This is a genomic window from Streptomyces sp. P9-2B-2, assembly GCF_030406865.1.
Classification (GTDB): domain Bacteria; phylum Actinomycetota; class Actinomycetes; order Streptomycetales; family Streptomycetaceae; genus Streptomyces; species Streptomyces platensis.
Window position 1 is genome coordinate 5,040,103 of the sequence record NZ_CP129126.1, and the last position, 24,622, is coordinate 5,064,724.

A 24,622-nucleotide genomic window follows, 5' to 3' on the forward strand; every position below is an offset into this window, starting at 1 on the left:
GGGCTTGGGCCAAGACGGAAGTCGGATGCGCACCGTCCATAGCCCCCCATGTCCCCCCGAGGGCGGCGGTGCCGCAATACGTCGGCACCGCCGCCGAGACGGAACGCAAGCACATGTGCCGTACCAGCTCTGAGCTGCGGTTTCAACGGCCAAGACGGCCAAGACGGACCACGCCACCACCACAGGAGAACCCCGCTTGACCACCCTCGCACCACTCGCCGACCACACCGATCAGGAGACCGGTGCGTGCCGCACTCCGCGCTCAGGAGGGCAGTTGGTGATGACCAAACAGACCGCCGAGACGTATGCGCTCGTCGCGGCGGGAACCGTCATCGTCGCCCTGACCGCCGGTGGGTTCTGGCTCTCCTACGCGCACCTCGCCGAGGTCGCCGGACAGCATGGACTCAGGAGTTCCCCCGTACGCCAATGGGCCTGGCCCGCGACGTTGGACGCGTTCATCGTCGCGGGGGAGTTGCTGATGCTCCGCGCGGGCCTGCGGCGGCTCACCGATGGGTGGGCCATCGCCCTCACGGCCACCGGATCGGTCGGTTCCATCGCGCTGAACGTAGCTGGGGTCAGCGGAGCCGGCGGGCCCGGAGCGAAGCCCCTGCTCGACTATGTGGTCGCTGCCGTACCCCCGACCGCAGCGCTGCTGGCCTTCGGCGTCCTGATGCGGCAGATCCACCAGCTGGTCGACCAGCCGAGCGGCCGAATGGAGCCGGCGTTGGATGAGGGACCGGAGTCAGCGACCAATGCTGCCGTCCGCGCCACTGAGCCACCGACCGGCAGTTCCGCCCAGTCGCCGGAACCTCAGCTCCGCGAACCGGACAGCAAACCACGTGGGGGCCGCCCAGCTGGGGCCACGGTCGACGAACTCGTGGAGATCGGTCGTATCGCCGCAGCAGAGCAGGGCAAAGTCACCCGGGACATTGTCCAAAAGGCCATACGGGCCAAGGGACTGACGGTCAGCGGGGAACGGCTGACCGAGGTGATGGATGTCCTTCGACGCGAGCTCGAAGCCGCTTCCGGCACCGGTCCCGATAGGGACTGACTGCTTGCCCAAGGGGTGACCGGAACCCTTCCGGTCACCCCGCCAGCCGGTCACCGTTCCCCCTCACCGCCTGGTCATCCACACCTGTGGGCGGGTCGGTGACCGCCTGGATTCGCCCAACCTTCCCCGTCAGCCCCCCTGGCCCGCTCGTCCCTTCCGGAGAACCACTGATGACGCATGACCCACACCACGCCGAGGACACCCTCGACGAGCCGCTGCCGCTGACGAAGTCCCCTGGTCTGATGGGGCGTTTGCGGCGGGCGTTCGGAAGGGCGGCCCCTGGCGGAGCCAGTAGTACCCCGAGTCCGACTCAAGGCCGGACTTCGGGGATCTCCGCCCCGGGGGTGGCGGAGACGGCCCAGCGCCAGGGGGCGCCGGGCCAGGAGGTCGGCGCCGAGGACGGCCCCGACCTGGACAAGCTCCACGCCGTCCAACGCGAGACCCTCCGCCTCGCCCGTGCCGCCGAGACCGCCACCGGCGAGCCCGTCGTGAAAAATGCCCAGCCCACGATCCGTCGCTTCAGCGGCAACAAGCGCACTGTCCGCATCGGGCCGCTGCGGTTTACCGACGTCGAGCACGCCGGCCTTCAGGAGGCTGCTGCCGAGCACGGCTACAAGGGGGAATCCGGCTTCGCCGCCGATGTCGTCCTGGCCTTCATCGCCGGCCGGTTCACCGCCAACCTGCCCCTGTCCGAGGACCGTCGCCGCACGCACATGTTCCGCGCCCAGGTCCTGCGTCAGCTCAACCGCATCGGCGTCAACATCAACCAGATCGCCCGCGCCCTCAACAGCGACCTCACCCCACCCGACATACGCGAGCGCCTCCACGAACTCCACCACCTGCTGGAACTGATCGCCCAAGCCCTGCGCCAGCCCGCTGACCCGCGGGAGGATCTCGCCGCATGATCGCCGCCATCAAGGCGCCCGGCGCCAACACCCGCGGCCTGCTGGCCTACCTCTACGGCCGAGGAACCCACGACGAACACTTCGACCCGCACATCGTGGCCGGCTTCGCCATGCTCGGCATGCCCGACCCCGGCCGCGACGAGACGGCCACCCTCACCGAACTCGCCCGCCACCTCGACGAGCCCGTACGGCTGCGCAACAGCGAGTTCGGCAAGCTTGTCACCGACCACGTCTGGCACTGCCCCGTCCGCGCCGCACCCGAAGACCGCTACCTCTCCGATGCCGAATGGGGCGAGATCGCCCAGCGCGTCGTCGCCGCGGCCGGCATAGCCCCTGCCGGTGATGACCTGGCCTGCCGCTGGATCGCCGTACGCCACGCAGACGACCACATCCACATCCTCGCCACCACCGTCCGCGAAGACGGCCGCCGCCCCAAACTCCACGACAGCGGCATCCGCGTCGGCGACGCATGCCGCGAGATCGAGAAGGACTACGGACTGCGCCGCCTGAAGAAGGGCGACCGCACCAACACCCGACGCCCCACCCAGGCCGAGATGCACAAGGCCCAGCGCATCGGCTGGGAGCAGACCAGCAAGGAGTGGCTCCAGGACCGCATCCGCGCCGCGATCCCCCACGCCAAGAGCGCCGAGGAACTCCTCGCCTACCTCGAAGCCGAGGGCATCCGAGTCAAGGCCAAGCGGGGACCGTCCGGCGACCTCCTCGGCTACGCCGTCGGACGCCCCGGCGACCTCAACAAGGACGACGAACAGATCTTCCACCCCGGCGGAAAGATCGCTCCTGACCTCTCCCTTCCCAAGATCAAGGCCCGCCTCGAATCCAGCCAGCCCGAAGAGCACCCCACCGCCCGCCGGGCCCAGCCCAGCACCCCCTGGCACCGAGCAATTGACGCCCTCGACACTCTCCACACCGACCTTGCCGACGACGCACGAGCCCAGGCACACGTCGCCGCGCTCGGTGAACTGATCGAAGCCACCGCCCAGAAGGCACCCGCCGACCTGCGCGCTGAACTTCAAGCCGCCTCGAAGGCGTTCGCACGGGCCCAGCGCTCCCAGATCCGGGCAGAAGACCGAGCCGCCCACACTCTGCGCAACGCGGCTCGCGACATCGCCCACACCGCCACCGGCCCCGACGGCAGCGCCCTCGCCGTCCTGGTCGCAGCGCTCGTCTGGGCCGCAATCGTCGCGGGACGCTGGCACGAGGCCAAGGGCCACGCCCACCAAGCCGACGCCGCTCGCCAAGCCCTCCAGCACCTTCAGAGCGCCGCCGACCACGCCCTCACCCCGGAACTCACAGACCTCGCGCAACGGCAGCCGAAGGAGGAGACCCGTCGCTCTCTGGCCAGCGACATACGCGCCGCCATCCCCGAACACGCCGAGCAGATCCTCACCGACACCGGCTGGCCGGCCCTCGCCACCGTCCTCGCCGACGCCGAAGCCCGCGGCCACAAACCCCACCAACTCCTCAAGGAAGCAGCCGCCCAACGCGAACTGGCCACCGCCCACCAACCCGCCCGCGTCCTGATCACCCGCATCCAGCACACCGGACGTAACCCCATCCCCAACCGCCGCGCCGCAGCAGCCCGCCTCCGCACCACCACCGCGGTCCCGCACCCGCCCCTCGGGCCTGACTTCGCCCAGCCAACGGCGGCAACTACAGCACCGGCCGCGCAGCAGCGCCGCCCGCGTCGCTAGCTGCCCAATACGCCGCTGCATGACCGTGGCTCGCTGCGGCCGTGCAGCGAGTGGTTGGACGTGAGCTTGGGTGCATCGCCCCCTGCCGCAATTCCGGCTGGTAGGGGGCTGCGGTCTTGCCCTGGGCCTACTGCCGGGCGGTGCTGCACCGTGGCTGAAATGCGCTCCCACCAGGGCGATTGTCAGTGCTGTATGCGAGGGTCGCCATCTGTGAGCCGAAGCATTGTCGGCGGCTCGCGACGCGTTACGAGTACACGGCCAAGGGGGAGGCACGGCATGGCTGGCGACGGCTTTGACGTAGACACCGACCAACTCAAGTCCGCCGCTCCAACATTCCACCGAGAGTCTGTCGCCTTGGAGCGGGCGGCGACCAAGCTTCGCCACACGCTCGGCGGGCTGGGGGAGCCGTGGGGCGGTGACGAGCAGGGCAAGAGGTTCGAGCACGCCTACGCCCCGCACCGGCTGCAGATCGAGAAGGCGGCCGCGGCCCTGGTCAAGGGCCTGTCCAGCATCACCAAGGCCATGAACGACATGGCAGCCAACCACGAAGACGCTGACCACTCAGCCAAGTCCGGCTTTGAGGGTGGTAAGTGATGGGCGCTGGCGACAAAGCCAAGGAGATCGTCCAGGACCTCACCGGCATGTGGTGGCCGGAGGGCGACGAGGACGAACTCCGAGAGGCCGCCCGCGCTTGGCGCACATTCGCCGACGACGTCGAGGACTGCACGGCCGCCTGCCACAAGAAGGCCCAGGACGTAATCGACAACAACAAGGGCAAGTCGATCGAGGCGTTCGGGGAGTTCTGGCGCAAGTACCACGGCGGTGGCAAGGGCTACCTTGACGACGTGGCCAGCGCCGCCCGCGACATGGCCAAGGCCCTGGACAAGTACGCCGACCAGGTCGCCGAGGCCAAGAAGAAGATCGAGCACGAGCTGGAGATCGCCGGTGCGGTCCTGGTCGTCGGCACGGCCCTGGCCGTCTTCACCGGCGGCATCACCGAGGTCGCGGCACTCGGCGCCACCGAGGCGATCGTCGCCGCAGCGAGTACGGCGGGCGTCGCCGTTTCCGCCACCGTCGCCGAGATCGCCGGAACTGTCCTGGCCACCGCCGCCATCGGCGGCATCGAAGCCATCACCGTAGACGTGGTCGTCGCCCAGGGCGGACGCAACCTCCTCGGCGACCAACACGGCATCAACCTTGCCGAGGCCAGAGATGCTGGGGTCACCGGCGTCTTGCTGGGTGGTGCATTTGGTGGCGCGGCCCGCACTGCCACGGCTGTTGGAGACGCCGGCGGCTTCAAGGCGGTCCTTGCGGATACCAAGCTCGACGGTCTCCGTCTTCGCCCAGCGATCGACCAGATGGGCAAGCGACGTACCTGGCAGCTCTATCACGCAAAGGAATCGAAAGCCCTGGCCCCTCCTGCCAAAGCAGGTGACGACATACTGCCGTCCGGCCATCCGATCTACCACGGCAAGCAGACGACAACCATCGGCTACGATCCACGTACTCTCTCAAATTTGGAACGGGTAAGACGTGTTGATGGTGTCCACGACGTTGTCGTGCACGGTACGCCCGACAACGTTTTCATCGCAGGACACGTCAATCCAGCAGGCGTAGCGAAGACCACTTACGAGATAAGCCCTCACCAGGTAGTGGAAAGTATTCGCAACAATCCGAACTACACGGGTGGGCCTATTCGCTTGGTATCCTGCCACTCGGGAGCCGGGGCGGAGCCGCTGGCGCAGTCCGTGGCAAATGAAATGGGAGCCCCTGTCTACGCGCCAACCAATCGCATGGGAGTGGATCGCACGCTGGGAATCCAGGAGCCCGTCATCGACAAGGGCGGATACTGGCGAATATTCCTTCCCATCACCGACTGACGCCCACAACTGCGAGGAACGATGATTCGCCGAGTAGGTTTCTTTGTCGAAGGCAACGAGGATGGTGACCCCGCTGTCTACAGCGAGTCTCTGACCCAAGCCATGGACGGCCCGCCCGCACCTGATGAAGATCGAATTCTCTCCTACCTCAAAGGCGGGGAAGAGATCTTCAGCACCATGGGTGCTGAGCGTGATGTCATCTCCGGAGACGAGTGGGTCGGTGGTGCCGGGTCACTGGTGACAGATGGTGAATGGGTCTGGCCCGTTGACCTCGTACACTACCTTTCACGTTACCATGTTGCCCTTCCAGTCGATTTCCTCGAGCATGTGCGGAAATCGGAGTATCGGGCTCCGGTCGTATCTGGCGAGCGTGCGCGAGAAGTTATGACCGAACTGTTCCCTAAGCGGCCTTCGCCTTGGGGCTAATGCGATTTCGGGGTGTTCTTGCGTCGACGGAAGTGGATGCCGCGGAAGTCGGAAGCCTTCCGATGTAAATCGCCCGGATGCTCGCCAGCGCAGAAGTGACGATTGGCGCGACCCCTGATCTGAGACCAAGCAACCGCGGCCCGGTATGTCGAGTGCGCCGGGCCGCGGATGTGTTGGCCGGGCGACGGATTGAGAGCGGTGGGGATGCAGCGTCACCCTGATCGCACGGCTCGCTCATAGCAGGCGGGGCGCTTTGCGCCTGGTCACGATGCAGGGAGTGTCATCCGCCAACTGCCGCGAATCCATCTGAACCCCGCCATTCATGATCGAGGACTGAGTACGTGATCGAGTCCCTCCATGCTCCTCGTACGAACACGTGCTCCCGAATGCGGCCTTCCTCCGTCATGCCGGCGCGGAGCAGGGTCTTGGCGGAGGCGGCGTTCAGCGGTGCGCGAGCGGCCCAGATGCGGTGCAGGCCAAGGTGGTTGAAGCCGAGGTCGCACATGAGGTGAACGGTTTCGGTGCCCAGGCCCGCTCCCCATGTGTGGGGGCGCAGGGCAAAGCCGATGGTGGCGGCTTTCTGGGCGTGCGGGTCGAGCGCCAGGCGGGCGAAGCCCACCAGATCCCTTTGCTCCTGGCGGATCACGCCGAGGGCGTATTCGGTGCGGGGTTGCTCGCCGGAGGAGGCGATGGAGCGGGCGACGATCTCCCCGACCTGTTCATGGGTTCGGGGTTCAAAGCTCAGGTGGCGGGTGGCCTCGGCGTCGCCGTAGATGGCGTGTACGGCGTCCACGTCGTCGCTGGTGAGTTCGCGCAACTGAAGCCGGGGGCCTGCGATGTCGACCGGATGCATGGTCGGGACCCTACTCGCAGGCGGTGTTACCTGGGCAGGGCGGCGACGGGGGCCGCGGTGAACGCCTCGATTTCCTCCCGTGTCGTGCGAGCCTCGGGTGCGGTGAGCCACCGGGGATCACGCAGCGCGGTGTGGACCTGCCGCACCGAGGCAACGATGCCGTTGATGCGCTGACCGGCGGACAGGTCGAGAACGGGCCGCATGGCCTCGTCGACACCGTCGAGGCTTCCGGCGTGGATGCGGGCGAGGGCAAGGTCGGTGTGGGCGCCGGCCTGGTCGCCGAAAGCCCACTCTTCAGGTTCCGCTTGGCGGTAGGCGGCGACGGCCGCTTCGGCCTGTTGTCGTGCCTCGGGGGCGTCTGGCAGCCAGGCGGTGGCGTCAGCGGCGTAGTAGAGCTGGCGTGGTACGGGGAAGGTCATGATGCCGCCGAACTCGTCCAGGTCGTCGGGGGACGCCGCATCGCGGGCCCGTTCAGCTTCTGCGAGGGAATTCCGTACGGCTGCCACATCACCGAGTGCGGCTCCGGCACGGGCTTGCAAGCAAGACAGCCATACGGCGCTGGTGCCGGTTACGCCTGCCACCTGGGAGATGCCGAGGGCAGCGTATTTAGAGGCTTCCTGGTGTCGGCCGTCCCAGTAGGCGATCAGGGATTGCAGGCCGCGGACCCAGGCGCGCATGGCGTGGTGGTCGGCGTTGTCCGCGCATACGTAGGCGGTCCGGGCCTGTGTCATCGCCGATCGTGGGTCGCCGAGGTCGTGGCTGGCCTTGGCGAGCATGCCGGAGGTGATGGCGGAGAGCAGGTACAACTCGCGGGCCTGGCCAGGGCGGACATGGCCGTGTTCGAGGAAGCGGAAGGAGAGGTCTTGGACTTCGACGAGGTCGCCGAGGAGGGGGGCCAGCGGCAGCTGCGGGTAGGCGGCGGCTAGACGACGTACCTCCTGGTGGAGCTCGTCCAGGGTCTCCGGGCCTACGTTGCTGCCTTCTGCCATCGAGCTGAAGCGGAATGCCCGACGAGCTGCCATGGCGACCTGCCTCTCTAACGTGTCCCGACCGACGCTGTCGCCTGGAACGGGTCTGCTGGTGAACTCGATGCCGTCGAAGCCGCTGACTCCTTCGCTGGGTTCGAGCGAGGGGGACGGCGGCCGTGTCGGCATGACAAGCCGAAGCTGGGGAACGGCATCGACTGCGCCAACGCCCTCGTCCGCTGGACCGAGCAGGACGTCGACGGGGTATCGGAACATTGCCTCCAGCACCCGGCACAAGGCCGGGTAGGGACGGGTCTTCACCTCGCCCCCGTACCACCGCTCAAACTGCCGCTTCGACACCGTCAGACCGACAAGCGTCGGATCACGGTCCTGTTCGGCGAGTTCGTTGGCAGTGCGCTCGAAGTGAAGCTTGAAGGTCTCGAACACCTGCCAGTGGCGTCTGGTGATCAATGTCCGCAGAAGAGTGGGCCTTTGAGCCATCAATCCCCCGATGGGTTCCGGTCGGCTCGTCGGTTCGACGGTAGCCCGCACTGCCGCCATACGGGAGTGAGAGCTGCCGTGTGCGAGGAGATGACGGTAGAGACGGCGGCAACGTGACGGTACCCATGTCGTCGGCCTTGCCAAGACCGAATCAGACGTCGGCGCTCATGTCGTGGTGAGGCGTGCTGCTTGACCGTCAGGCTCGATGCCCGCCCTGAACGCGAGCGACGAGGTGGTGTTCCGGCAATGCCAGCAGCAGGAGACAGCGCGATGCGGCGACAGGCAGAGCCCCGTACCGGGATTCGGAGCGCGGAGGCGACTTGGAGCGACAGCGGCCCGCCCCTGCAGCGCGAGCGGACCTTCTCTCCACACGGCTCGTCCGTGAGTGAGGCACGGAAGTTCGCCGTCGAGGCTCTGTCGGCTTGGGGAGTCCGGGACCGCCTCGACGACGTGTGTCTGTGCCTGTCAGAGGTCGCCACCAACGCGCTCGTACACGCAGGTCCGCCCAGCTTCGGATTCCGGGCACGGCTGGCCATCAGCGGACCGGTGGTTCGGCTGGAGGTTCACGACCAGGGGGTGGACCGGCCTCATCGGAAGCATCCGCGCCTTGATGACACCTCGGGCCGCGGCCTGCTCCTGGTGGACGAACTGTCCGATGGGTGGGGCGTGGACGAGCAGCACGGCATCGGCAAGACGGTCTGGATCACCTTCAAGATCACTGCCCCTGACCCTCACACGCCCAAACGCGAGGTCTGACGGCGATGCGACCTGTTCACACCGAGCACCAACGCCCATACAGAAAAGAGGAATCCATGCTCAACGCCCAACATCCCTTACCCGGCCGGATCGTCATCCTCGGTGCCGGCCCCTGCGGACTGGCATGCGCGAACGAACTGGACCGTCTCGGCCACCGCAACTGGACCCTGTTGGAGGCGGCGCCCACTGTCGGAGGGCTGGCGTCATCCGTGGTCGATCGCGCCGGCTTCACCTGGGACCTGGGTGGCCACGTGGTCTTCTCCCACTTCGGAGAGTTCGACCGGCTCCTGGGCGAGCTCTTCGCCCCGCATGAACTGCTGCACCACGACAGGTCCTCGTACATCCGATTCCGCGACCATTGGGTGCCTTACCCCTTCCAGCAGCACCTCCACTGCTTGCCGCAGGCCGACGCCGAAGCGTGCCTGCGGTCGCTGACCCACGCGTGCCAGCAGCGTGAACAGACCCTGCCGACCGACACCGACTTCGCGACGTGGCTCCAGGCCCAGTACGGAAGCGGCCTCGTCGAGCGCTTCTTCGCCCCGTACAACACCAAGGTCTGGGCGATCTCGCCGGAGAAGATGAGCGCGGGCTGGGTCGCGGAGCGAGTGGCACCGGTCGACCTCGACGAGATCCTGGCAGCCTTCTACGGCGTCAAGGCCCCCATGCATCGGTGGGGACCGAACTCCACGTTTGCCTTCCCCTCCGTCGGGGGGACTGGAGAGATCTGGCAACGACTTGGCGCCCGCCTTGGCAACCGAATCCGCACCCGAGCCCCAGCCACGTCGATCGACCCGAGCGCCTGCCTCGTGCGACTGGAGAGCGGGGAGGCGGTCCCTTACGACCAGGTCGTGGCCACCATGCCACTGGACCGACTCGCCGCCATGACGACGACGAGCCCACCCGACGTACGGGAGACGTCCCGCCGGCTGAAGCACACCACCGTCGCCATGGTCGGCCTCGGATACCGAGCCCCCACCCTGGACGAGCGGTCATGGTTCTACTTCCCAGAGGACGACGTGCCGTTCTACCGCGCCACCAACTTCAGCAAGTACGCGCCTGCCAACGTCCCCGGCGCCGACACCACCGCCTTCAGCTCATGGATGACGGAGATCTCCGTGATGCCCGGGACTCGGGTCAACCAGCGTGCCCTGGTGACAGCCGCCGATGCTGCGCTGCGGCGCCATCGCCTGGTTCCCGGGCTGGCCGAGCTGGCCACCGCCCATGTGGAGATGATCCCGTACGCCTACCCGATCCCCACTCTGGACCGGGACGAGGCGCTGGCGTTGACGATGCCGTGGCTGGAAGACCAAGCGATCTACCCTCGCGGTAGGTTCGGCACCTGGCGGTACGAGATCGGCAACATGGACCACGCGGTGAAGATGGGCGTCGATATCGCCCGTCGTCTGGTCACGGGGGCCACCGAGGAGCTTCTCAGCAGCCAGGACGCGGTTCCCGCGGGGAGCCGCTCATGACCACCACCACGACGACGTCCGTCACCTTCGCCGGACACGTCTTCGATGTCGAGGTGGACCAGGACTTCGCCGTCGAACAGCGCACCCACCTGCACAGCTTCGTCCCCGAGGCCGCGCTGTCCGCACCCTGTGGCCGGCTGACCAGCATCCGCATCCGCCACAATCGTGAGCTGTTTGCAGACCGGACAGCCCGCCTTCAGACGGTGCAAAGCCGGTGCGTCGAGCCGTTCCGCGGCGAACCGTACCTGCGGTCGCGGGTGGGTGATGTGGACTGGTGGCGCCCTCATCACCGCTCGCACCTGTCCAAGGACCATCTCTACGCCCACGACTCCACCGCTCGCCTGCACATCGTCCTCCACCCTGATGCACATCGCGGAGAGCGCTATCTGCTGCGCATCATCCGGGAAGTCGTGATGCGGTGCGGCGAAGACCGGGGCTGGACCGCATTCCATGCCGCCGCAGCGTCCATCGACGGACACGGAGTGCTCATCGCCGGACCGACCGCAGCCGGCAAGACCACCGTGCTCGCCGCCCTCGCCTGCCACCGCCGCGCGGACCTGGTGGCCTCCGACCGCGCGATGCTCACTCAGAACGCAGCCGACGTCATCGGTGTCCCACTGTCCATCCGCATCGCCGGAGGCACACTGTCTGCTCTCACGCCGCGCGAGGCCCTGCCACCGCACCGGGTGCTCCCTCGCACTTTCGGTACGGATCAGAAGGCGAGCTGCACCCCGCGGGACTTCGCCGCCGCCTTCGCGGCCCAGGTCCACGAGAGCGCTCCACTAAGGCTCGCCCTTCTGCCACGGCTCCGCGACGATGACTCCCCACTCAGCATCCAGCGGCTGCACGGCGAAACCGCACGTGCCGAGCTGAGCGCCGCGTGCTGCACCCCGGACGACGAGGACTGGCTTCACCCATGGTTCGCCTGTCGGGGCCGGTCGGTGGAGGGACTGCGCGCTCAGGCCGGTCAGGTGCTGGACGACCTGGCCGCGAAAGTCCCGGTGTTCAGGGTCACCGCCGGTGTGCGTACTCCCCACTTGCTGGAACGCCTCGCCGACACCGTTGCCAGGAGGCTCTCGTGATCCCGAAACGCATCGCCGTTGTAGGTCCCGTGGCCTCTGGAAAATCCACCATCGCCGCCGAGATTGCCAGACACACGGGACTGCCTCACCTGGACCTCGACAACCTGTTCTGGGGAGCGGGCTGGACGCCCGTCGACGCCATGACCTTCCAGAGCCGGGCCAGGGACGCGATCCACTCAGAGTCCTGGATCGCCGATGGCAACTACAGCGGGCCTGTCGGCGAGATGCTGCTGGGCCACGCCGAGCTGGCGATCTGGCTCGACCTCCCCCTGCGCACCTGCCTGCCCCGGCTTCTCAAGCGCTCATTCCGGCGAGCTGCCCGTGGCGAGGAGCTGTTCGCCGGCAACCAGGAAACCTTCCGGCATCTGTTCGCCAGGGACTCGATTCTCCTCTGGGGCCCGGCCCATCACCGCCAGCACCGCCGTCGCTGGCACCACCATCTCGGCCCCAACAAGCCCCATGGGCTGCCCGTGCTGCGCCTCACCAGATCCACGGCGGTTGCACCGACGCTCCGAGCCATGGGGCTGCTGCCCCCAGCTGCGAGGGCGGTGGCACCGTGCCGCACACAGTGATCGCCTCGGCCGTCCGCGTCCCCTGGCACAGCCACCATGGGGGCTACGACCGGCTCCTTGATTACCTGCCGGAAGCCAAGCGCATCACCGCGCCACGAGGAATCACCGGCCAGAAGATCGCCACTGCCACCCATCACTGGCTCCGCCGCCGCTGCCCTCTGCCGTTCTACCCGGCCGAGCACTTCGCCACGGATGCACGCGTCCTCGCTGGGCGCGGGCCCGCCCACATCCTCTACGGCGACGAGCAGTTCTGGTTCTCCCGCCACCGACTGGGCCCCACCGCCGTCACCTATCACCAGCCGCCCGCCCGCCTGGCCGGCTTCATGCCGACCACGAACTGGCGGCGGCTCGCCACACACGCAAGCCAGATCATCGCCCTCTCCCCCGACCAGCTGGCGTTCTTTGCCAACCACCTGTCCGAGGAGCGCGTGCACCTGATCCCGCACGGCATCGACACCGCCGCGTTCACGCCGGCAGGAGTCCCGGAGCCCGGCGGCCGACCATTGCTCCTGACTGTGGGCTGGTGGCTGCGCGATTGGGAGGTCCTGGACACGGTCCACGACCAGCTCCATCGACGGCACGGCAACGACATCGAGCTCGCCGTCGTCACCCGCCAGGCCAACCGGCGCACCTGGCACCCAGCCGTGCGCCTGCTGGAAGGAATCAGCGAACTCACCCTCACCCAGCTCTACCGCCAGGCCGCGGCCGTCTTCCTCCCTCTGACAGACGCAACCGCCAACAACGCACTCCTGGAAGCCCTGGCCTGCGGAACCCCGGTAGTCGCCACCGACACCGGCGGCATCTCGTACTACACGGGCCACGGCCCGGCCGGCTTACTCACACCACCCGGTGACGCAGCTGCCGCCGCCGAAGCCATCGAAACCCTCCTCGACGAACTCGGCACCGCCGCCCACGCCTCACGACGTGCCGCGGCCCGGGAGCGCGCCGAGCTCTTCGCCTGGCCGCGCATCGCCGATCAAGTTCGCTCCGTCTACCGCCTGCTGGAGGACGAACGATGATGCTGGCCGAACTGTGGCTCCACTACACAGTTCCCGTCTTGCTCGCCCTCCTGCTGGCCCGTGGGCTCTGGGCATTCGTCGCAGTCGAACTCTGTACGCGTTGGCTTCTGGACAATGCACGCCGAGACCCGGTTTCGGCTGACGAGGACGGGCCGTGGCTGGTGGTCCTGCTGCCCATGCTGCGCGAGCAAACCCTTGCCCCCGAGACGATCGCCGCCTTCACGGCCCTCGACTACCCACGAGAACGTGCAGTGGTCGTCGCCATCACCACCGAACGAGAAGAGAACGCCCGCCGTCGCGACCGTGAACGCCTTCCGGAACTGGCGGACACCAGCTGCCTCACCGAGGCGCAACTGCGCGGGACGTTCCCCCGCGCCCGCTGCGGCGACGTCGCTGACGAGGTCAACGCCGCTCCCAGGAAGAGGCGCCTCCCCCTCCTCTCCGAGCTGTACGACGCAGAGCCCACGACACGCGAAACCGTCGCCGCCCTTGCCGAAGACCAGCCAGCCGTCGGGCTGCGTCTGGTGCACCTGCACCAACCTGACAGCGGCGGCCGCAAGGCCGGACAGCTCAACCACGCCGTCGACCGCCTCGACGAGATCCTCAGCACCCTCGGCTGGTGCTGCGAGAACGACGCGGACAACACCTTTGTCTGCGTCTACGACGCCGACGCCATCCCGGACGTTCGTACGCTGACCACCTTCGCCGAGACAGCTACTCGCCACAGGGCCCTCACCGGCCGGCCACCGTCCCTGATCCAGCAGCAGCGCCTGCCACTGCTCGGCCGCCGCCCCTTTCCGCCAGGCGCAACCGGCCTGTTCTTGGCAGGAGAATGGCTCTACCAGCTCCGCCGCTCACTCGGCATCGAGCTCGCCCGCATCCGCCTGACGCAATGGCTCACTACCACCCAAGTCCCAAGCCCCATAAGGACACTGCTGCGACCGATGATCTACGGCGTCGGCTGTGGCATGACCGTCCACCTGCCGACCCTACGAACCCTCGGTGGCTTCCCCGAACCGATGGAGGATCTCGGCACCGGCCACCGCCTCTCCCTCCTCGGCGCCGACATCGCACCCGCCACTGTCGCCGTCCTGGACGAGCCCTATACCGAGCCACGCGGCCTGACTAACCTCCACGCCCTCGCCTTCCACACGTCAGCCCGGCCAGACCGCCACGCGAAGGCCGTAGCTCACCTACCGAGCGCCCTCTCCTACATCGGCAAGGCGCTGCTGGTACTCCGGGAATGGGCCGACGAGGTCGCCTGGGTCGCCGGCGCCCCGCTGATCGCTGCCGCGGTTGTTTCCGCCTGCTGGGCCGGCCCCCTGTGGTCCGCGCTTGCCCTCACTGGGGTCCTGCTGCATGGCCCCGTCCCGACCGCCCGGCTCATCAGGCTGGCTCCTGCTCTCCATGCTGCGGTCGTTCCCTCGACGAGCCGCATTGCTGCCACCCCGAGCCCCACACGAGGCCGCCGCGCGGCGTTGGTCGCAAGCAGCCCCGCCCAACCCTTCATCCGTCTCGTCGGCCCCTGGCGGATGTTCTTCCGCCGCATCACCGGACACGCCACCACTTTCGGCAAGACTGAGCGCTGAAGCACCGCCCAATCCGCAAGAGGAAGTTGGACCAGAACCGTGACCGATCCTTCCACCGCCGAAATTCGCACCTCTGCCAAAGCCGTCGTCCTCCACGACGGCAACGTGCTCCTCATGCGTGCCGTCTGGGACGACCAGGAGTGCTACTTCCTCCCCGGCGGCGGCCAACACCCCGGGGAGAGTCTCGGCGACGCCGTCCGCCGCGAAGTCGACGAGGAGACCGGCCTGACCGTCACCGTCGAGCGGCTGCTGTGGCTCCGTGAATACATCGGCGCCAACCACGACCACGCCGAAAGCGAAGCCAACACCCACCGCATCGAAGCGATCTTCTTGTGCACCCCCACCAGCGATCCCGGCCAGCTCGGCGGCCATGCCCAGGACGAGGTGCAGACCGGCCTGGAATGGGTACCGCTGGGCAAAGTCCCTGCCCTCAACCTGCTGCCGCAGGCCATCCGCCAGCTCATCGCCTCCCTTGCTGAGGCACCCCACCCCCTCGATAGCTACCTCGGCGATGTCGCCTGACAGCACCATGGACGGCATCGACGGCCGCGTCCCACCCGCCGCCCGCGAGATCACCACCGGCCAGGCCAACCGTGTCTGGTCGGTGGACGGACCGACGCCGTACATCCTCAAGCACTATGGTGACCCGAGCCGTGCCGCCAACGAAGCCGCTGCTCTCCGCCTCCTGGCCAGATACCGTGCCCCGGCTCCACAGCTGCTCGCCGTGTCCAGCGGCAGCAGCACCCGTCCATGGACAGCACAGACCGCACTTCACGCGAGCCCTGTGCACTTCGAGCGGTTCCTGGCGAACCTCGCCGAACCGCTGGCCGCCGTCCACCGCATCCCCGGCACGCACTTCGGCCGCCTCGCCGGCGCTCGACAACACCACAGTTGGACCGACTACCTCCATGACCGCCTGCGCATATACGCGGCAGCCGCCCCGTCCCTACGCGCCGTGGCCCGACTCCTCCACCAAGAAGTCGACGCCAGCGACAACGCCATCCAGCCAGTGCTGCTCCATCACGACTTGCAGCCGGGCCACCTCCTGCGCGAACCCGCTGGCCCCCCACTGCTCATCGACTGGGAGCTTGCCATCTTCGGCGACCATCGGTCCGACCTCGCTCGCCTCGTCGTACGCCTCGACCTCGACGACCCCACCCCCATACTCGCTCTCGCCAGTCAGCCCGACGTCACGACCGAAAGCCGGCTCCATCTGTACTGGCGCATTCATCTGCTCGCCGACGCCGCGCTGAGTACAGACCGCGACATACAGGAACGGGCAGCCAGGCGGCTACTCAGGTGGAGGTGAGCAAGACATCCTTGCCACGGAGCGGGGTGTGGAGCCGAAGTTGGGCAGGGTCCCGGGCGGGACGGCGGCCATGGCGCGTGCCTGACCTCGGAGTTCAGCGGCGTGGCTCAGGCGGGCAGTGTGCTAGAGGGGGAGAAGACCAACAAGCGGGGGGTCTGGCCGCTTCTGGCCGCATCCCTTGTTTTGGGTCATTTGCCACATTTCTCGGTCCTGGGGAGGGATATCGTTGGTGAGTCGCCCGCGCAGAGAATACGGCGCCCCGCCTGCGCTCCCCCGGCAGGATGCGCCCGTCGTGTACATGCTGGGCGCGCCCGAAATAGGGTGACCGGCAGGAACACCACGGCCTTCGGGCCGCCACCTTTTGACGAGCAAGGACACCCCCGACTGATGGCAGTGACGCAGCAGGAGATCGAGAACCGGTTGTGGGACGCCGCCGACGAGCTGCGCGTCGCGATGCCCGAAGCGCAGTACGCCTCGGTCGTCTTCCCGCTGATGTTCTGGAAGTACCTGTCCGACACCTGGGAGCACCACCACCAGGAGTTTCTGGTCGAGAACGGGAGCCTGGCCGACCTCTCCGCCGAAGAAGCGCACGAGATCGAGTACCGCGACTACCAACAGTTTGAGATCCCGTTCATTCACCTGGACACCTTCCAGAAGCGTCGTGCCCTCTGGTCGGCCGTCCTCGCCACGATCGCCCAGCCCGGCCTCGGCAAGAGGGTCCGTGCCTCCCTGCAGGCGATTGAGACGGCGAACCCTGACAAGTTCTCCCGCTTGTTCGGATCCATGACCTGGGCTGCCGAAGAGGTCCTGTCGGGGGAGGTCCTGGCGGCGGTCATGCGGGCGATGGACCGCACCCCGAAGATGCACGAGGGCAACATGTCCCACGACGTGCTCGGTGGGGCTTACGAGTACCTGCTCAAGCGGTTCTCCGACGGGTCCGGAACCCGCGCTGGCCAGTTCTTCACCCCGCGCGAGGTCGTCGAGCTAATTGTCGAGACCCTTGATCCCAAGGGCCGCGAATCTGTGTACGACCCGACCTGCGGGTCCGGTGGCATGCTCATCGCCTCAGCGAGCCTCCTCAAGGCACGTGGCGGGCGCGGGTACTCGCTCAAGCTGTACGGTCAGGAGGCTGTACAGGACACCGCCGGTGTGGCCCGCATGAATCTCTTCATGCACAACCTCACCCAGTTCAAGGTGGAGGTCGGCGACACGCTGAAGGATCCGCGCTTCACGAAGCCGGATGGGAGCGTGAAACAGTTCGACGTGATCGTCGCCAACCCTCCGTACAGCCTGAAATGGAAGCCCTGGACGACTGATCCGCGTGCCCGCGGCGGGGTGGCGCCGCAGTCGACGGCGGACTGGGCATTCGTGCAGCACATGATCGCCAGCATGGATCCGGAGAAGGGCCGTGCAGGCGTTGTCCTGCCCAATGGAGTCCTTTTCCGAGGCGGCCAGGAGGGTGCTATCCGCCAGCGGGTGATCGACGACGACTTGCTTGAAGCCGTGATCGGGCTGCCAGCCAACCTCTTCTACAACACGACCATCCCGACCTGCATCCTCGTATTCCGCGCCCGCGGAACCAAGATCGACGAACGTAAGAACGGCGTTCTGTTCATCGACGCGTCCAAGCGGTTCGCTAAGGGGAAGAACCGCAACGTGCTCACCGAGGGTGATATTGCCAGCACGGTGGCCGCCTATCACTCCCGCGTCGCGGTTGACGGCACCACGCGTGCCCCCGACGGCACTGATGTTCCTGTCGCCGAGTTCGTACCCGCGAGCGAGATCGCAGCGAACGGCTACGACCTCAACATCAGCCGCTACATCAAGCAGTTCACGGCCGAAGAGGCAGACCTGCCCACCCTGATCAAGGAATACAACGCATCCCGAGCCGAGCGTCAGCAGACTGAGCAGCACATGCTCGCCACGCTCGTGGGTGCCGGCATTGAGGGCTTCGATGACTGACCCGGCGACGAGCACACGGGAAGGTTGGGGTCGGGCACCACTCTCGCGGTTCCTGACGCCGAACGTTGAAGTCATCGATGTGGACCCGCATCAGACCTATCCAACGGTCGGAGTCTTGAACAGAGGGCGCGGGCTGCTCTACCGCGATCCGGTCGCGGGGAGCTCCACCGCTTACAAGAAGCTCAACCGAATCGGACAGGGCGTTGTCGTCTACAGCCGACTCAAGGCGTTCGAAGGCGCGATCACGGTCACCCCCAGCGATCTTCCGGAATCGTTCGCCTCTCAGGAGTTCCCTACCTTCGCGTTCACGTCTGACCTGGATCCCGACTTCTTTCGTCTGCTCACGACGACGCAGCGCATGTGGGGCGCGCTCCAAGGTGCGTCGAAGGGAATGGGCGGCAGGCGAGAGCGTGTGAAGCCGACAGACTTCCTGAACATCGTCATGGCCATCCCGCCCCTGCCCGTGCAAGAGCGGATTGTCGAGGTCATTGGTGCGGTGGACGGACAGATCACGGCACTCGGGGATGAGGCAGACGCCCTCCTCCGAGTCCGTAACGCCACCCTGGGCGATGCGCTGGGCCGTGGCGGCAAAGGCTGGTCCTCCGCTCCGCTGGCGGAGGCTGGAAAGCTCACCCGCGGCCGCCGGTTCGTGAAGAGCGACTACGTGGAGTCGGGCCTCGGGTGTATCCACTACGGCCAGATCTATACGGACTACGGGGTCTCGGCCACACACACGGTGACGCATCTTCCCGAGAGTTTCCGCGGCTCGATGCGCCTGGCACATCCTGGCGATGTGGTGATCGCTGGGACGAGCGAGAACATCGAGGACATCGGCAAGGCTGTGGCGTGGTTGGGTGAGGACGCCGTGGCGGTTCACGACGACTGCTTCATCTTTCGCCATGATCTTGACCCGAGATTCACCTCCTATTTCTTCGCTTCGCCTCAATTCCAAACGCATAAGCGCCAGTTCACGAGCGTCACCAAGGTTGTTCGCATCTCCGCCGCGAACCTCAGCAAGATCGTCATGCCTGTCCCCCCTCGTGATGAGCAGGAGCGCATCGCGCGGATGGCTGACGCCGTGGACCGGCAGGTCGCGGCCCTCCGTGCTGAGGCGGAGCGCCTCCGGCAAGCTCGGGTGGCGCTCCTTTCGGGGCTGCTGGATCGCACCATCGACATTAAGTCCGCTGACTTGGAGGTCTAATACGTGGCGAAGGGCATTCGAGAGCGTGAGTTCCAGAACCTGATGATCCAGTGGTCCCTCCCGATGGGCTGGGGCTTCACAGCGGGAAGATCGCTGGAACGTGAGACGACGCAAACGGTGCTCGTCGGCGACCTGAGGGACGCCATCATCCGACTCAACCCTGGAGTGATCGAGGGGTTCGACGCGGACGCGGTCGTCGAAGAGATCGTCGCCACGGTGAACGCAGTCGAGGGCGGCCTGGTACGGGCTAACGAGCAGGTGCTGCGCCTGATGCGCGGGCACAAGGAGTTCCGCGACGCCGGCGGGGTGTGGCACACCCTCAAGGTCATCGACTTCGGGCACCCGACCGCCAACACGCTAGTGGTGTCCGACGAAGTAACCATCACGGTCCCCGGCAAGACATCCCGGCGATTTGACCTTGTGTTTTGGGTCAACGGCCTGCCTCTGGTAGTAGCCGAGGTGAAGTCACCTACCGCTAAGTCCGCGTGGGCTGATGCCGCGCGCGAGATCAACAACGTGTATGTCGCCGAGTACCCGTGGTTCTTCACCCCCAATGTCTTCGCCATCGCCTCAGATGGGCTGAAGCTGCGGTTCGGTGCAGCTGGCGCGCCCACGAACCTGTGGCAGCCGTTCCGGTCCACTGATGACGACGAGAACCTGTCGGGGCAGGCAGACATACAGCGCTCCGTCGAACTGCTTCTCAAGCCGGCGACGGTGCTGGACATGCTGGCCAACTTTGTCCTTTTCGCCACTTCCGGTGGCGGGGCGGACAAGAAGTACTTGCCTCGGTACCCGCAGATGGAGGCAGCGCACCTGATCCACCAGCGCGTCGTGGCAGGCGGCTCGAAGGGCTTGATTTGGCACCACCAGGGCTCTGGTAAGACGCTGTTGATGGTGTTCGCCGCCTCGCTGATGCTGGCCGATACCCGCACCGATTCTCCGACGATCATTCTGCTTTCGGACCGGACGCACCTTGTCCGCCAGACGTCCGGAGTGTTCACCGCGGCAATGGGAGATGCCTACTTCCATCAGCCGGCAACAAGCGCCGAACTGCGTGCCTTGCTGGCCGACGACGTGCGGGGCGTCATCTCCACGACCGTCCACAAGTTCGCCGACGCTGGCAAGAACCTCTCTACCCGGACCAACATCATCGTGCTGGTCGACGAGGCACACCGCACCCAGTCCGCCGACAAGAAGTCCCTTGCTGGACAGATGCGCGCAGCGCTGCCGCACGCGAAGTTCTTCGGTATGACTGGCACCCCCATCAGGAATCTCGCCACAGACACCTTCGCCCTCTTCGGCGAGGAGACCGACCCGGGCAGAGTGCTGCATCGGTACTCAGTGTCCCGGTCCCTGCTGGACGAGGCGACGGTGCCAGTCATGCTGGATCCCCGCCCCGTCGTCTTTGAGATGAACGACCAGGCATTGCAGGACGAATTCGACGAGTTCGCCGATACCTTCGAGTTGGACGAGCCCGACCGTGAGGCCCTGTCACGCAAGTTCGGGCGCCTCACCTCAGTGTTCGCCAACCCTGACCGCATCCACACCGTCTGCCAGGACATCGTGGATCACTACCTCGCTAGCGCCTACCGCAACGGTCTGAAGGCTCAGGTCGTCGCCTTCAATCGTGAACTGGCAGTGGCGTACACGGGCAAGATCAACGAACTGCTCGCGGGGTACGAGGCTTCGCAGGTACTGGCCCAAGTAGGCAAGCACCAACGCATCGCCGCAGAGGTGAACATCTCAGTCTCGGACTCCAAGGACGAAGAGCCCGCCATGCGCCCGTACAAGCTCTCGGAAGTCGAGGAGGAGGACCAGAAGCGTCGGTTCCTCAGTCCGGACGATCCGTTGTGCTTCCTGGTGGTGACCGCGAAGCTGATGACTGGGTTTGACGCACCCAACGAGGGTGTCCTCTACCTGGACAAGCCGCTGAAGGCGCACAACCTGTTTCAAACAATCACCCGCCCGAACCGAACCTGGGTGTCCCCGAGTGGGTTCGTGAAGACCTCTGGCGTGGTCGTGGACTACATCGGACTGGCCGAGGAGGTACAGCGGGCTGTCGTCGACCCCACCCAAGAGAAGGCCGGCAAGGGTGGCGGGTTCGTCACCAACTTGTTCGAGCTGGTCGCCGAGTTCCGCACGGTATTCGCGCGCATCGAAGACCTTTTCGCGGACGTGGACGGCCTGGACCTCACGTTCCATGGATACGCGTCCATGCGAGCCATCAACGCCTTCCTGGACGCCAACCCTGACACCGCACAGTCCTTCGCCAAGGACTACCGACTCCTGGCCCGCCTGTACCCGCTCATCAACAGCGACAAGCGGGTAGCCAAGTACCAGGACGGCTTTGCGCTGTTCGGATCCGTGTACACAACTCTGTTCAAGAAGTCCTCCGACGAGGAGAGGAAGGAACGACTTGGCGAACTTGGGCCGATGGTCCTGGAGATCATCAACGCTCACGTTCACTCCTTCTCCGTGGCCGCGTCCCAGGAGGAAGCCCTCGTCCTGGACGCCCAGGGCATCGCCATCCTCAAGGAATTACTGGCCCTCGTCAGGCCCAAGCCCGTCACAGGCGACGATGGGGACAAGACACCGCCGTCCGCAGCCGAGATCCTGGATCACATCAAGGCCGCCCTCGACAAGGGCGTCGACCCGGAGTCCGCGAAGTACACCGCCCTCGCGGAGCGGATAAGGCTGCTGCGGGACCGAATCATCCAGAACGCCCAGGACGCCCTCGACTTCCTGGCCGACGCGCTCCGGGTCGCCCGCGCCGTCGTCAACGCCGAGAAGCACCCCAATGAAGCGGTCATCGTGCTCGACGAGGACCACGTGGGTGTCCTGTCCCGAATCATCCAAGACCACGCGCCGTCGGGCCTCACAATCACGGAGAGGAACCTGGCTGAGGAGATCGACCAGGTGGTCACGCAGACCCTCGCCCGGTCTTGGGACAACGCCGATGCCCGCAACCGAGGTGCCCGCCGCGCCACAGCTGCAGTCTTCCGTCGGTACACGTTGAAGCCCGTAGGGGAGCCGTACGACTCCACCGTCGCCTATATCGAAGCCCACTATCTCGTTGACTGACGAATACGGGAAGGCCCCGAACCGCCTTGAGCGGCCTGGGCCTTCGTCGTCGCGGCTGCCAGTTCGGACACCCTCAGCTGGCCCCGTGTCCTGCGAGGTTAGGCGACAAGCTCATTCTTCCTCTTCTTCTGCTTCCTGGCGCAACCGGTCGGCGATGTCCACTAGGGAGCCGCGCTGTGGAACGAACCAGCGCCGCGTTCCCTGAAGCGGTTTGCTCTGGTGACCGGCCTCCACGAGCATCTTCTGGGCCAGGCCGGTCGGTGAGTAGGTGATACCGTCCACCGCCCACACCAGGCAGTTACGGCGGTTCCGGGTCCAGGTTGCACGCGCCCGGCGGGGATCCGCCGTGAGCCAGGGGGTGAGCTGTTGCTGTTCGCGGCCGGGAACTGGGCGGAACTCCAGGAGTGTCCCTTCCTCCAGCGCGTTGTTCTCGAAGATCACGGTGACTGCCTTGGCTTTCCGTGCGTGCCCTTCACGCTCGGACGCGCGGTACTCCGCTGAGAGGGGCGGAGGCTGGTTATCGCCCTGTAGGGTCGCCAGCGCTGAACCGGCGACGTCGGAATATCGCTCCGCATTACGGAAGATGCTGCTCACCTGGCTCTTGGGCCCGTACCCCGTGTCGATCCAGTGGATCAAGGTGGCTACGGAGGCGTCAACGAGTGGGGCGACGCGCGCCGGTACCGTTGGCCAATCGGACTCCGGGATCTCCTGCCAGCCTCGGGGCAGGCACTGGAAGGTCACGTGGGCGATGAGCAGTCGACCAAGGTCGGCGAGTGTGCCGGCGCGCCCCTCCCACTGCGGGCGTTGTACGCCGATCTGCCGCTCGACCTCCCGGAGCACCAGGATGGTGCGCCAGGTCTTCACGGCGTCGGTACGGTGGAGCGGAAATAGCCGGTGGTGCTGCTTCGGATCCCAGAGAAGATCGATGTCCACGTTGGCTTGGAAGGACAGTTCCGGAGAGGCGTGGGCACAGGCGAGCGCGGTTGCGGCCTCCCTGAGGTTGCAACCGTCGTCCTTCGACTGCGGTGGCTCCTCGCCCCGGCGCAGGACGTAGGTCTTCCGCAGCCGAAGCAAAAAGTCGTCGCGGAGCTGCTGCTGCACCTTCTCCAGGGCGATGAAGTCCTGGGGCTCCACCCTGTTCTGGGTGTTGGTCGTTCGGGTGACGTCGTGGTCGAAGCCCTCCGGGCAGTCCGTCAAGGAGATGATGCGGACACCGATCCGTGCGCGTGTCACGAGATCCGGGGTTTGCTGGTACGCCTCGTGGATGGAGGCTACCGTCTGAGCGCCGTTGACAATGCTCGCTCCTTCCATTTCCAGGTCCCCCCGAGGGCCCATGATCACCTTGTCGCATAGCACCGTGATCCCGTTGTTGAAGTACCAGAAGTACTCGGGCCTTCTACGAAGGGTCTCCACAAGGGTGCGATTTACCGCGGTGACACCGAGGGGATTTCGGATATTCCGCTGGAAGAGCCGGTGATGGTTGTCCTCGTACCAGCGGGCGACCTCCGCTCCTCCGATCGTGCCGTGGTACGCCAGGATGGGATCCTTGATCGGACTGACATCGACAGCCGAAGCCGACGCCTTCAGCTTGATCTGGGGTTCGGCGATTCCAGAGCGCAGGATGCGGATGAAGTCCGGCAGTCGCAGGATGCGCAGGCGCAGCGAGTCCTCGTACTCCGCGCAGAACCGGTCGAGCACCCCCTTGGCCTCGGCCCCCATCGGCTGGGTCCCTGCCCAGGCCGGCAGCAGGGTGATCTGTACCCGCGGATTGCTGAGTGCCCGTTCCAGATCGGGGATGAGCGGCGTCAGCTTAGCGTTGAAGCACTGGTACTCCCGGGCGATCAGTAGTTCCAGACCGTTTTTTAGGTCGAGGGCAGCGTCCTTAGAGAAGGTGGCTGTGCCGTCGCTGCTCCACTTCGCCTGCACCACCCAGACCTGAGGCTCTTCTGATGCGAGATCTACCGCCACGGCGTCGATGCCCTGGTCGCCGAACGAGTCGATGACGAACTCGGCGCAGCGCTGCAGTGGATAGCCCGTGAACTCGCGGATTGCCAGGGCAGCAAGGGAACGGGAGAGAAATGAGTTCCGCTGGATTCGCTGCTCAAACTTCGACAGATCATCAACGGCGACGATCCCAGTGAACTGCTCATCAAGGGCGTGTTCGAGCTGCTGGGCGTGCAGGGCGGTCACTGTGCTCCTGTCGGCGGCTGGCGGCCGTGCTGGGACGGTGGCGAGGGGTACTCCCACGCCTCATCAGCGAATCAGGTTGCTTGCCTAAGAGCCTGC

General features: G+C 66.3%; 20 protein-coding genes. 17 read left to right on the forward strand and 3 right to left on the reverse strand.

The features are described from left to right. The first annotated feature begins 280 nt into the window (after positions 1-280). The 6 genes from QT196_RS22110 (at position 281) to QT196_RS22135 (ending at position 5,974) form a co-directional block, all read left to right on the forward strand. A complete protein-coding gene (locus QT196_RS22110; RefSeq protein WP_290356700.1) occupies positions 281-1,051 on the forward strand; it encodes a DUF2637 domain-containing protein in 771 nt (256 codons plus the stop codon). Positions 1,052-1,221: 170 nt separating this feature from the next. Further along, positions 1,222-1,956: a MobC family plasmid mobilization relaxosome protein gene (locus tag QT196_RS22115; protein ID WP_290355505.1), complete on the forward strand. Its 735-nt coding sequence runs from the start codon at positions 1,222-1,224 to the stop codon at positions 1,954-1,956. Continuing rightward, positions 1,953-3,668, forward strand: a complete 1,716-nt coding sequence (locus tag QT196_RS22120) for a relaxase/mobilization nuclease domain-containing protein (RefSeq protein WP_290355506.1) — start codon at positions 1,953-1,955, stop codon at positions 3,666-3,668. The genes QT196_RS22115 and QT196_RS22120 overlap by 4 nt, the downstream gene beginning before the upstream one ends. A gap of 276 nt (positions 3,669-3,944) precedes the next feature. Continuing rightward, a complete protein-coding gene (locus QT196_RS22125; protein ID WP_290355507.1) occupies positions 3,945-4,262 on the forward strand; it encodes a WXG100 family type VII secretion target in 318 nt (105 codons plus the stop codon). Then, positions 4,262-5,548 (forward strand): WXG100 family type VII secretion target, encoded by a 1,287-nt coding sequence (locus QT196_RS22130; protein ID WP_290355508.1) that lies wholly within the window; start codon positions 4,262-4,264, stop codon positions 5,546-5,548. The genes QT196_RS22125 and QT196_RS22130 overlap by 1 nt, the downstream gene beginning before the upstream one ends. A gap of 21 nt (positions 5,549-5,569) precedes the next feature. After that, positions 5,570-5,974: a hypothetical protein gene (locus QT196_RS22135; protein WP_290355509.1), complete on the forward strand. Its 405-nt coding sequence runs from the start codon at positions 5,570-5,572 to the stop codon at positions 5,972-5,974. A gap of 280 nt (positions 5,975-6,254) precedes the next feature. Here QT196_RS22135 and QT196_RS22140 read toward each other — a convergent pair whose 3' ends face one another. Further along, positions 6,255-6,827, reverse strand: a complete 573-nt coding sequence (locus tag QT196_RS22140) for a GNAT family protein (RefSeq protein ID WP_290355510.1) — start codon at positions 6,825-6,827, stop codon at positions 6,255-6,257. 26 nt (positions 6,828-6,853) lie between these two features. Next, entirely contained in the window at positions 6,854-8,239 is a 1,386-nt protein-coding gene (locus QT196_RS22145; RefSeq protein WP_290355511.1) for a hypothetical protein, read from the reverse strand. 435 nt (positions 8,240-8,674) lie between these two features. Here QT196_RS22145 and QT196_RS22150 point away from each other — a divergent pair, with 435 nt between their 5' ends. The 11 genes from QT196_RS22150 (at position 8,675) to QT196_RS22200 (ending at position 22,336) form a co-directional block, all read left to right on the forward strand. After that, the gene (locus QT196_RS22150) at positions 8,675-9,049 is read left to right on the forward strand and encodes an ATP-binding protein (RefSeq protein WP_290355512.1); all 375 of its coding nucleotides are present in this window, start codon (positions 8,675-8,677) and stop codon (positions 9,047-9,049) included. A gap of 56 nt (positions 9,050-9,105) precedes the next feature. Next, on the forward strand, positions 9,106-10,521 hold the full coding sequence (locus QT196_RS22155; protein ID WP_290355513.1) for an FAD-dependent oxidoreductase: 1,416 nt from the start codon (positions 9,106-9,108) through the stop codon (positions 10,519-10,521). Next, positions 10,518-11,603 (forward strand): hypothetical protein, encoded by a 1,086-nt coding sequence (locus QT196_RS22160; protein WP_290355514.1) that lies wholly within the window; start codon positions 10,518-10,520, stop codon positions 11,601-11,603. Before QT196_RS22155 ends, QT196_RS22160 begins: the two co-directional genes overlap by 4 nt. Then, entirely contained in the window at positions 11,600-12,175 is a 576-nt protein-coding gene (locus QT196_RS22165) for a hypothetical protein (RefSeq protein ID WP_290355515.1), read from the forward strand. Before QT196_RS22160 ends, QT196_RS22165 begins: the two co-directional genes overlap by 4 nt. Continuing rightward, positions 12,160-13,194, forward strand: coding sequence for a glycosyltransferase (locus QT196_RS22170; RefSeq protein WP_290355516.1), 1,035 nt, complete (start codon positions 12,160-12,162; stop codon positions 13,192-13,194). Before QT196_RS22165 ends, QT196_RS22170 begins: the two co-directional genes overlap by 16 nt. Continuing rightward, positions 13,191-14,783, forward strand: coding sequence for a hypothetical protein (locus tag QT196_RS22175; protein ID WP_290355517.1), 1,593 nt, complete (start codon positions 13,191-13,193; stop codon positions 14,781-14,783). The genes QT196_RS22170 and QT196_RS22175 overlap by 4 nt, the downstream gene beginning before the upstream one ends. A gap of 39 nt (positions 14,784-14,822) precedes the next feature. Further along, on the forward strand, positions 14,823-15,305 hold the full coding sequence (locus tag QT196_RS22180; RefSeq protein ID WP_290355518.1) for an NUDIX domain-containing protein: 483 nt from the start codon (positions 14,823-14,825) through the stop codon (positions 15,303-15,305). After that, positions 15,295-16,092 carry a phosphotransferase gene (locus QT196_RS22185; protein ID WP_290355519.1) on the forward strand — a complete coding sequence of 266 codons (798 nt, stop codon included), beginning with the start codon at positions 15,295-15,297 and terminating at the stop codon, positions 16,090-16,092. The genes QT196_RS22180 and QT196_RS22185 overlap by 11 nt, the downstream gene beginning before the upstream one ends. Before the next feature lie 387 nt (positions 16,093-16,479). Next, positions 16,480-18,054 (forward strand): type I restriction-modification system subunit M, encoded by a 1,575-nt coding sequence (locus QT196_RS22190; RefSeq protein WP_290355520.1) that lies wholly within the window; start codon positions 16,480-16,482, stop codon positions 18,052-18,054. Then, entirely contained in the window at positions 18,047-19,255 is a 1,209-nt protein-coding gene (locus QT196_RS22195; protein WP_290355521.1) for a restriction endonuclease subunit S, read from the forward strand. Before QT196_RS22190 ends, QT196_RS22195 begins: the two co-directional genes overlap by 8 nt. 3 nt (positions 19,256-19,258) lie before the next feature. Then, positions 19,259-22,336: an HsdR family type I site-specific deoxyribonuclease gene (locus QT196_RS22200; protein ID WP_290355522.1), complete on the forward strand. Its 3,078-nt coding sequence runs from the start codon at positions 19,259-19,261 to the stop codon at positions 22,334-22,336. Between the two features lie 111 nt (positions 22,337-22,447). On the opposite strand, the gene QT196_RS22205 is transcribed toward QT196_RS22200, so the two are convergent. Then, complete coding sequence (locus tag QT196_RS22205) at positions 22,448-24,526, reverse strand: AIPR family protein (protein WP_290355523.1); 2,079 nt, start codon at positions 24,524-24,526, stop codon at positions 22,448-22,450. Positions 24,527-24,622 lie beyond the last annotated feature (96 nt).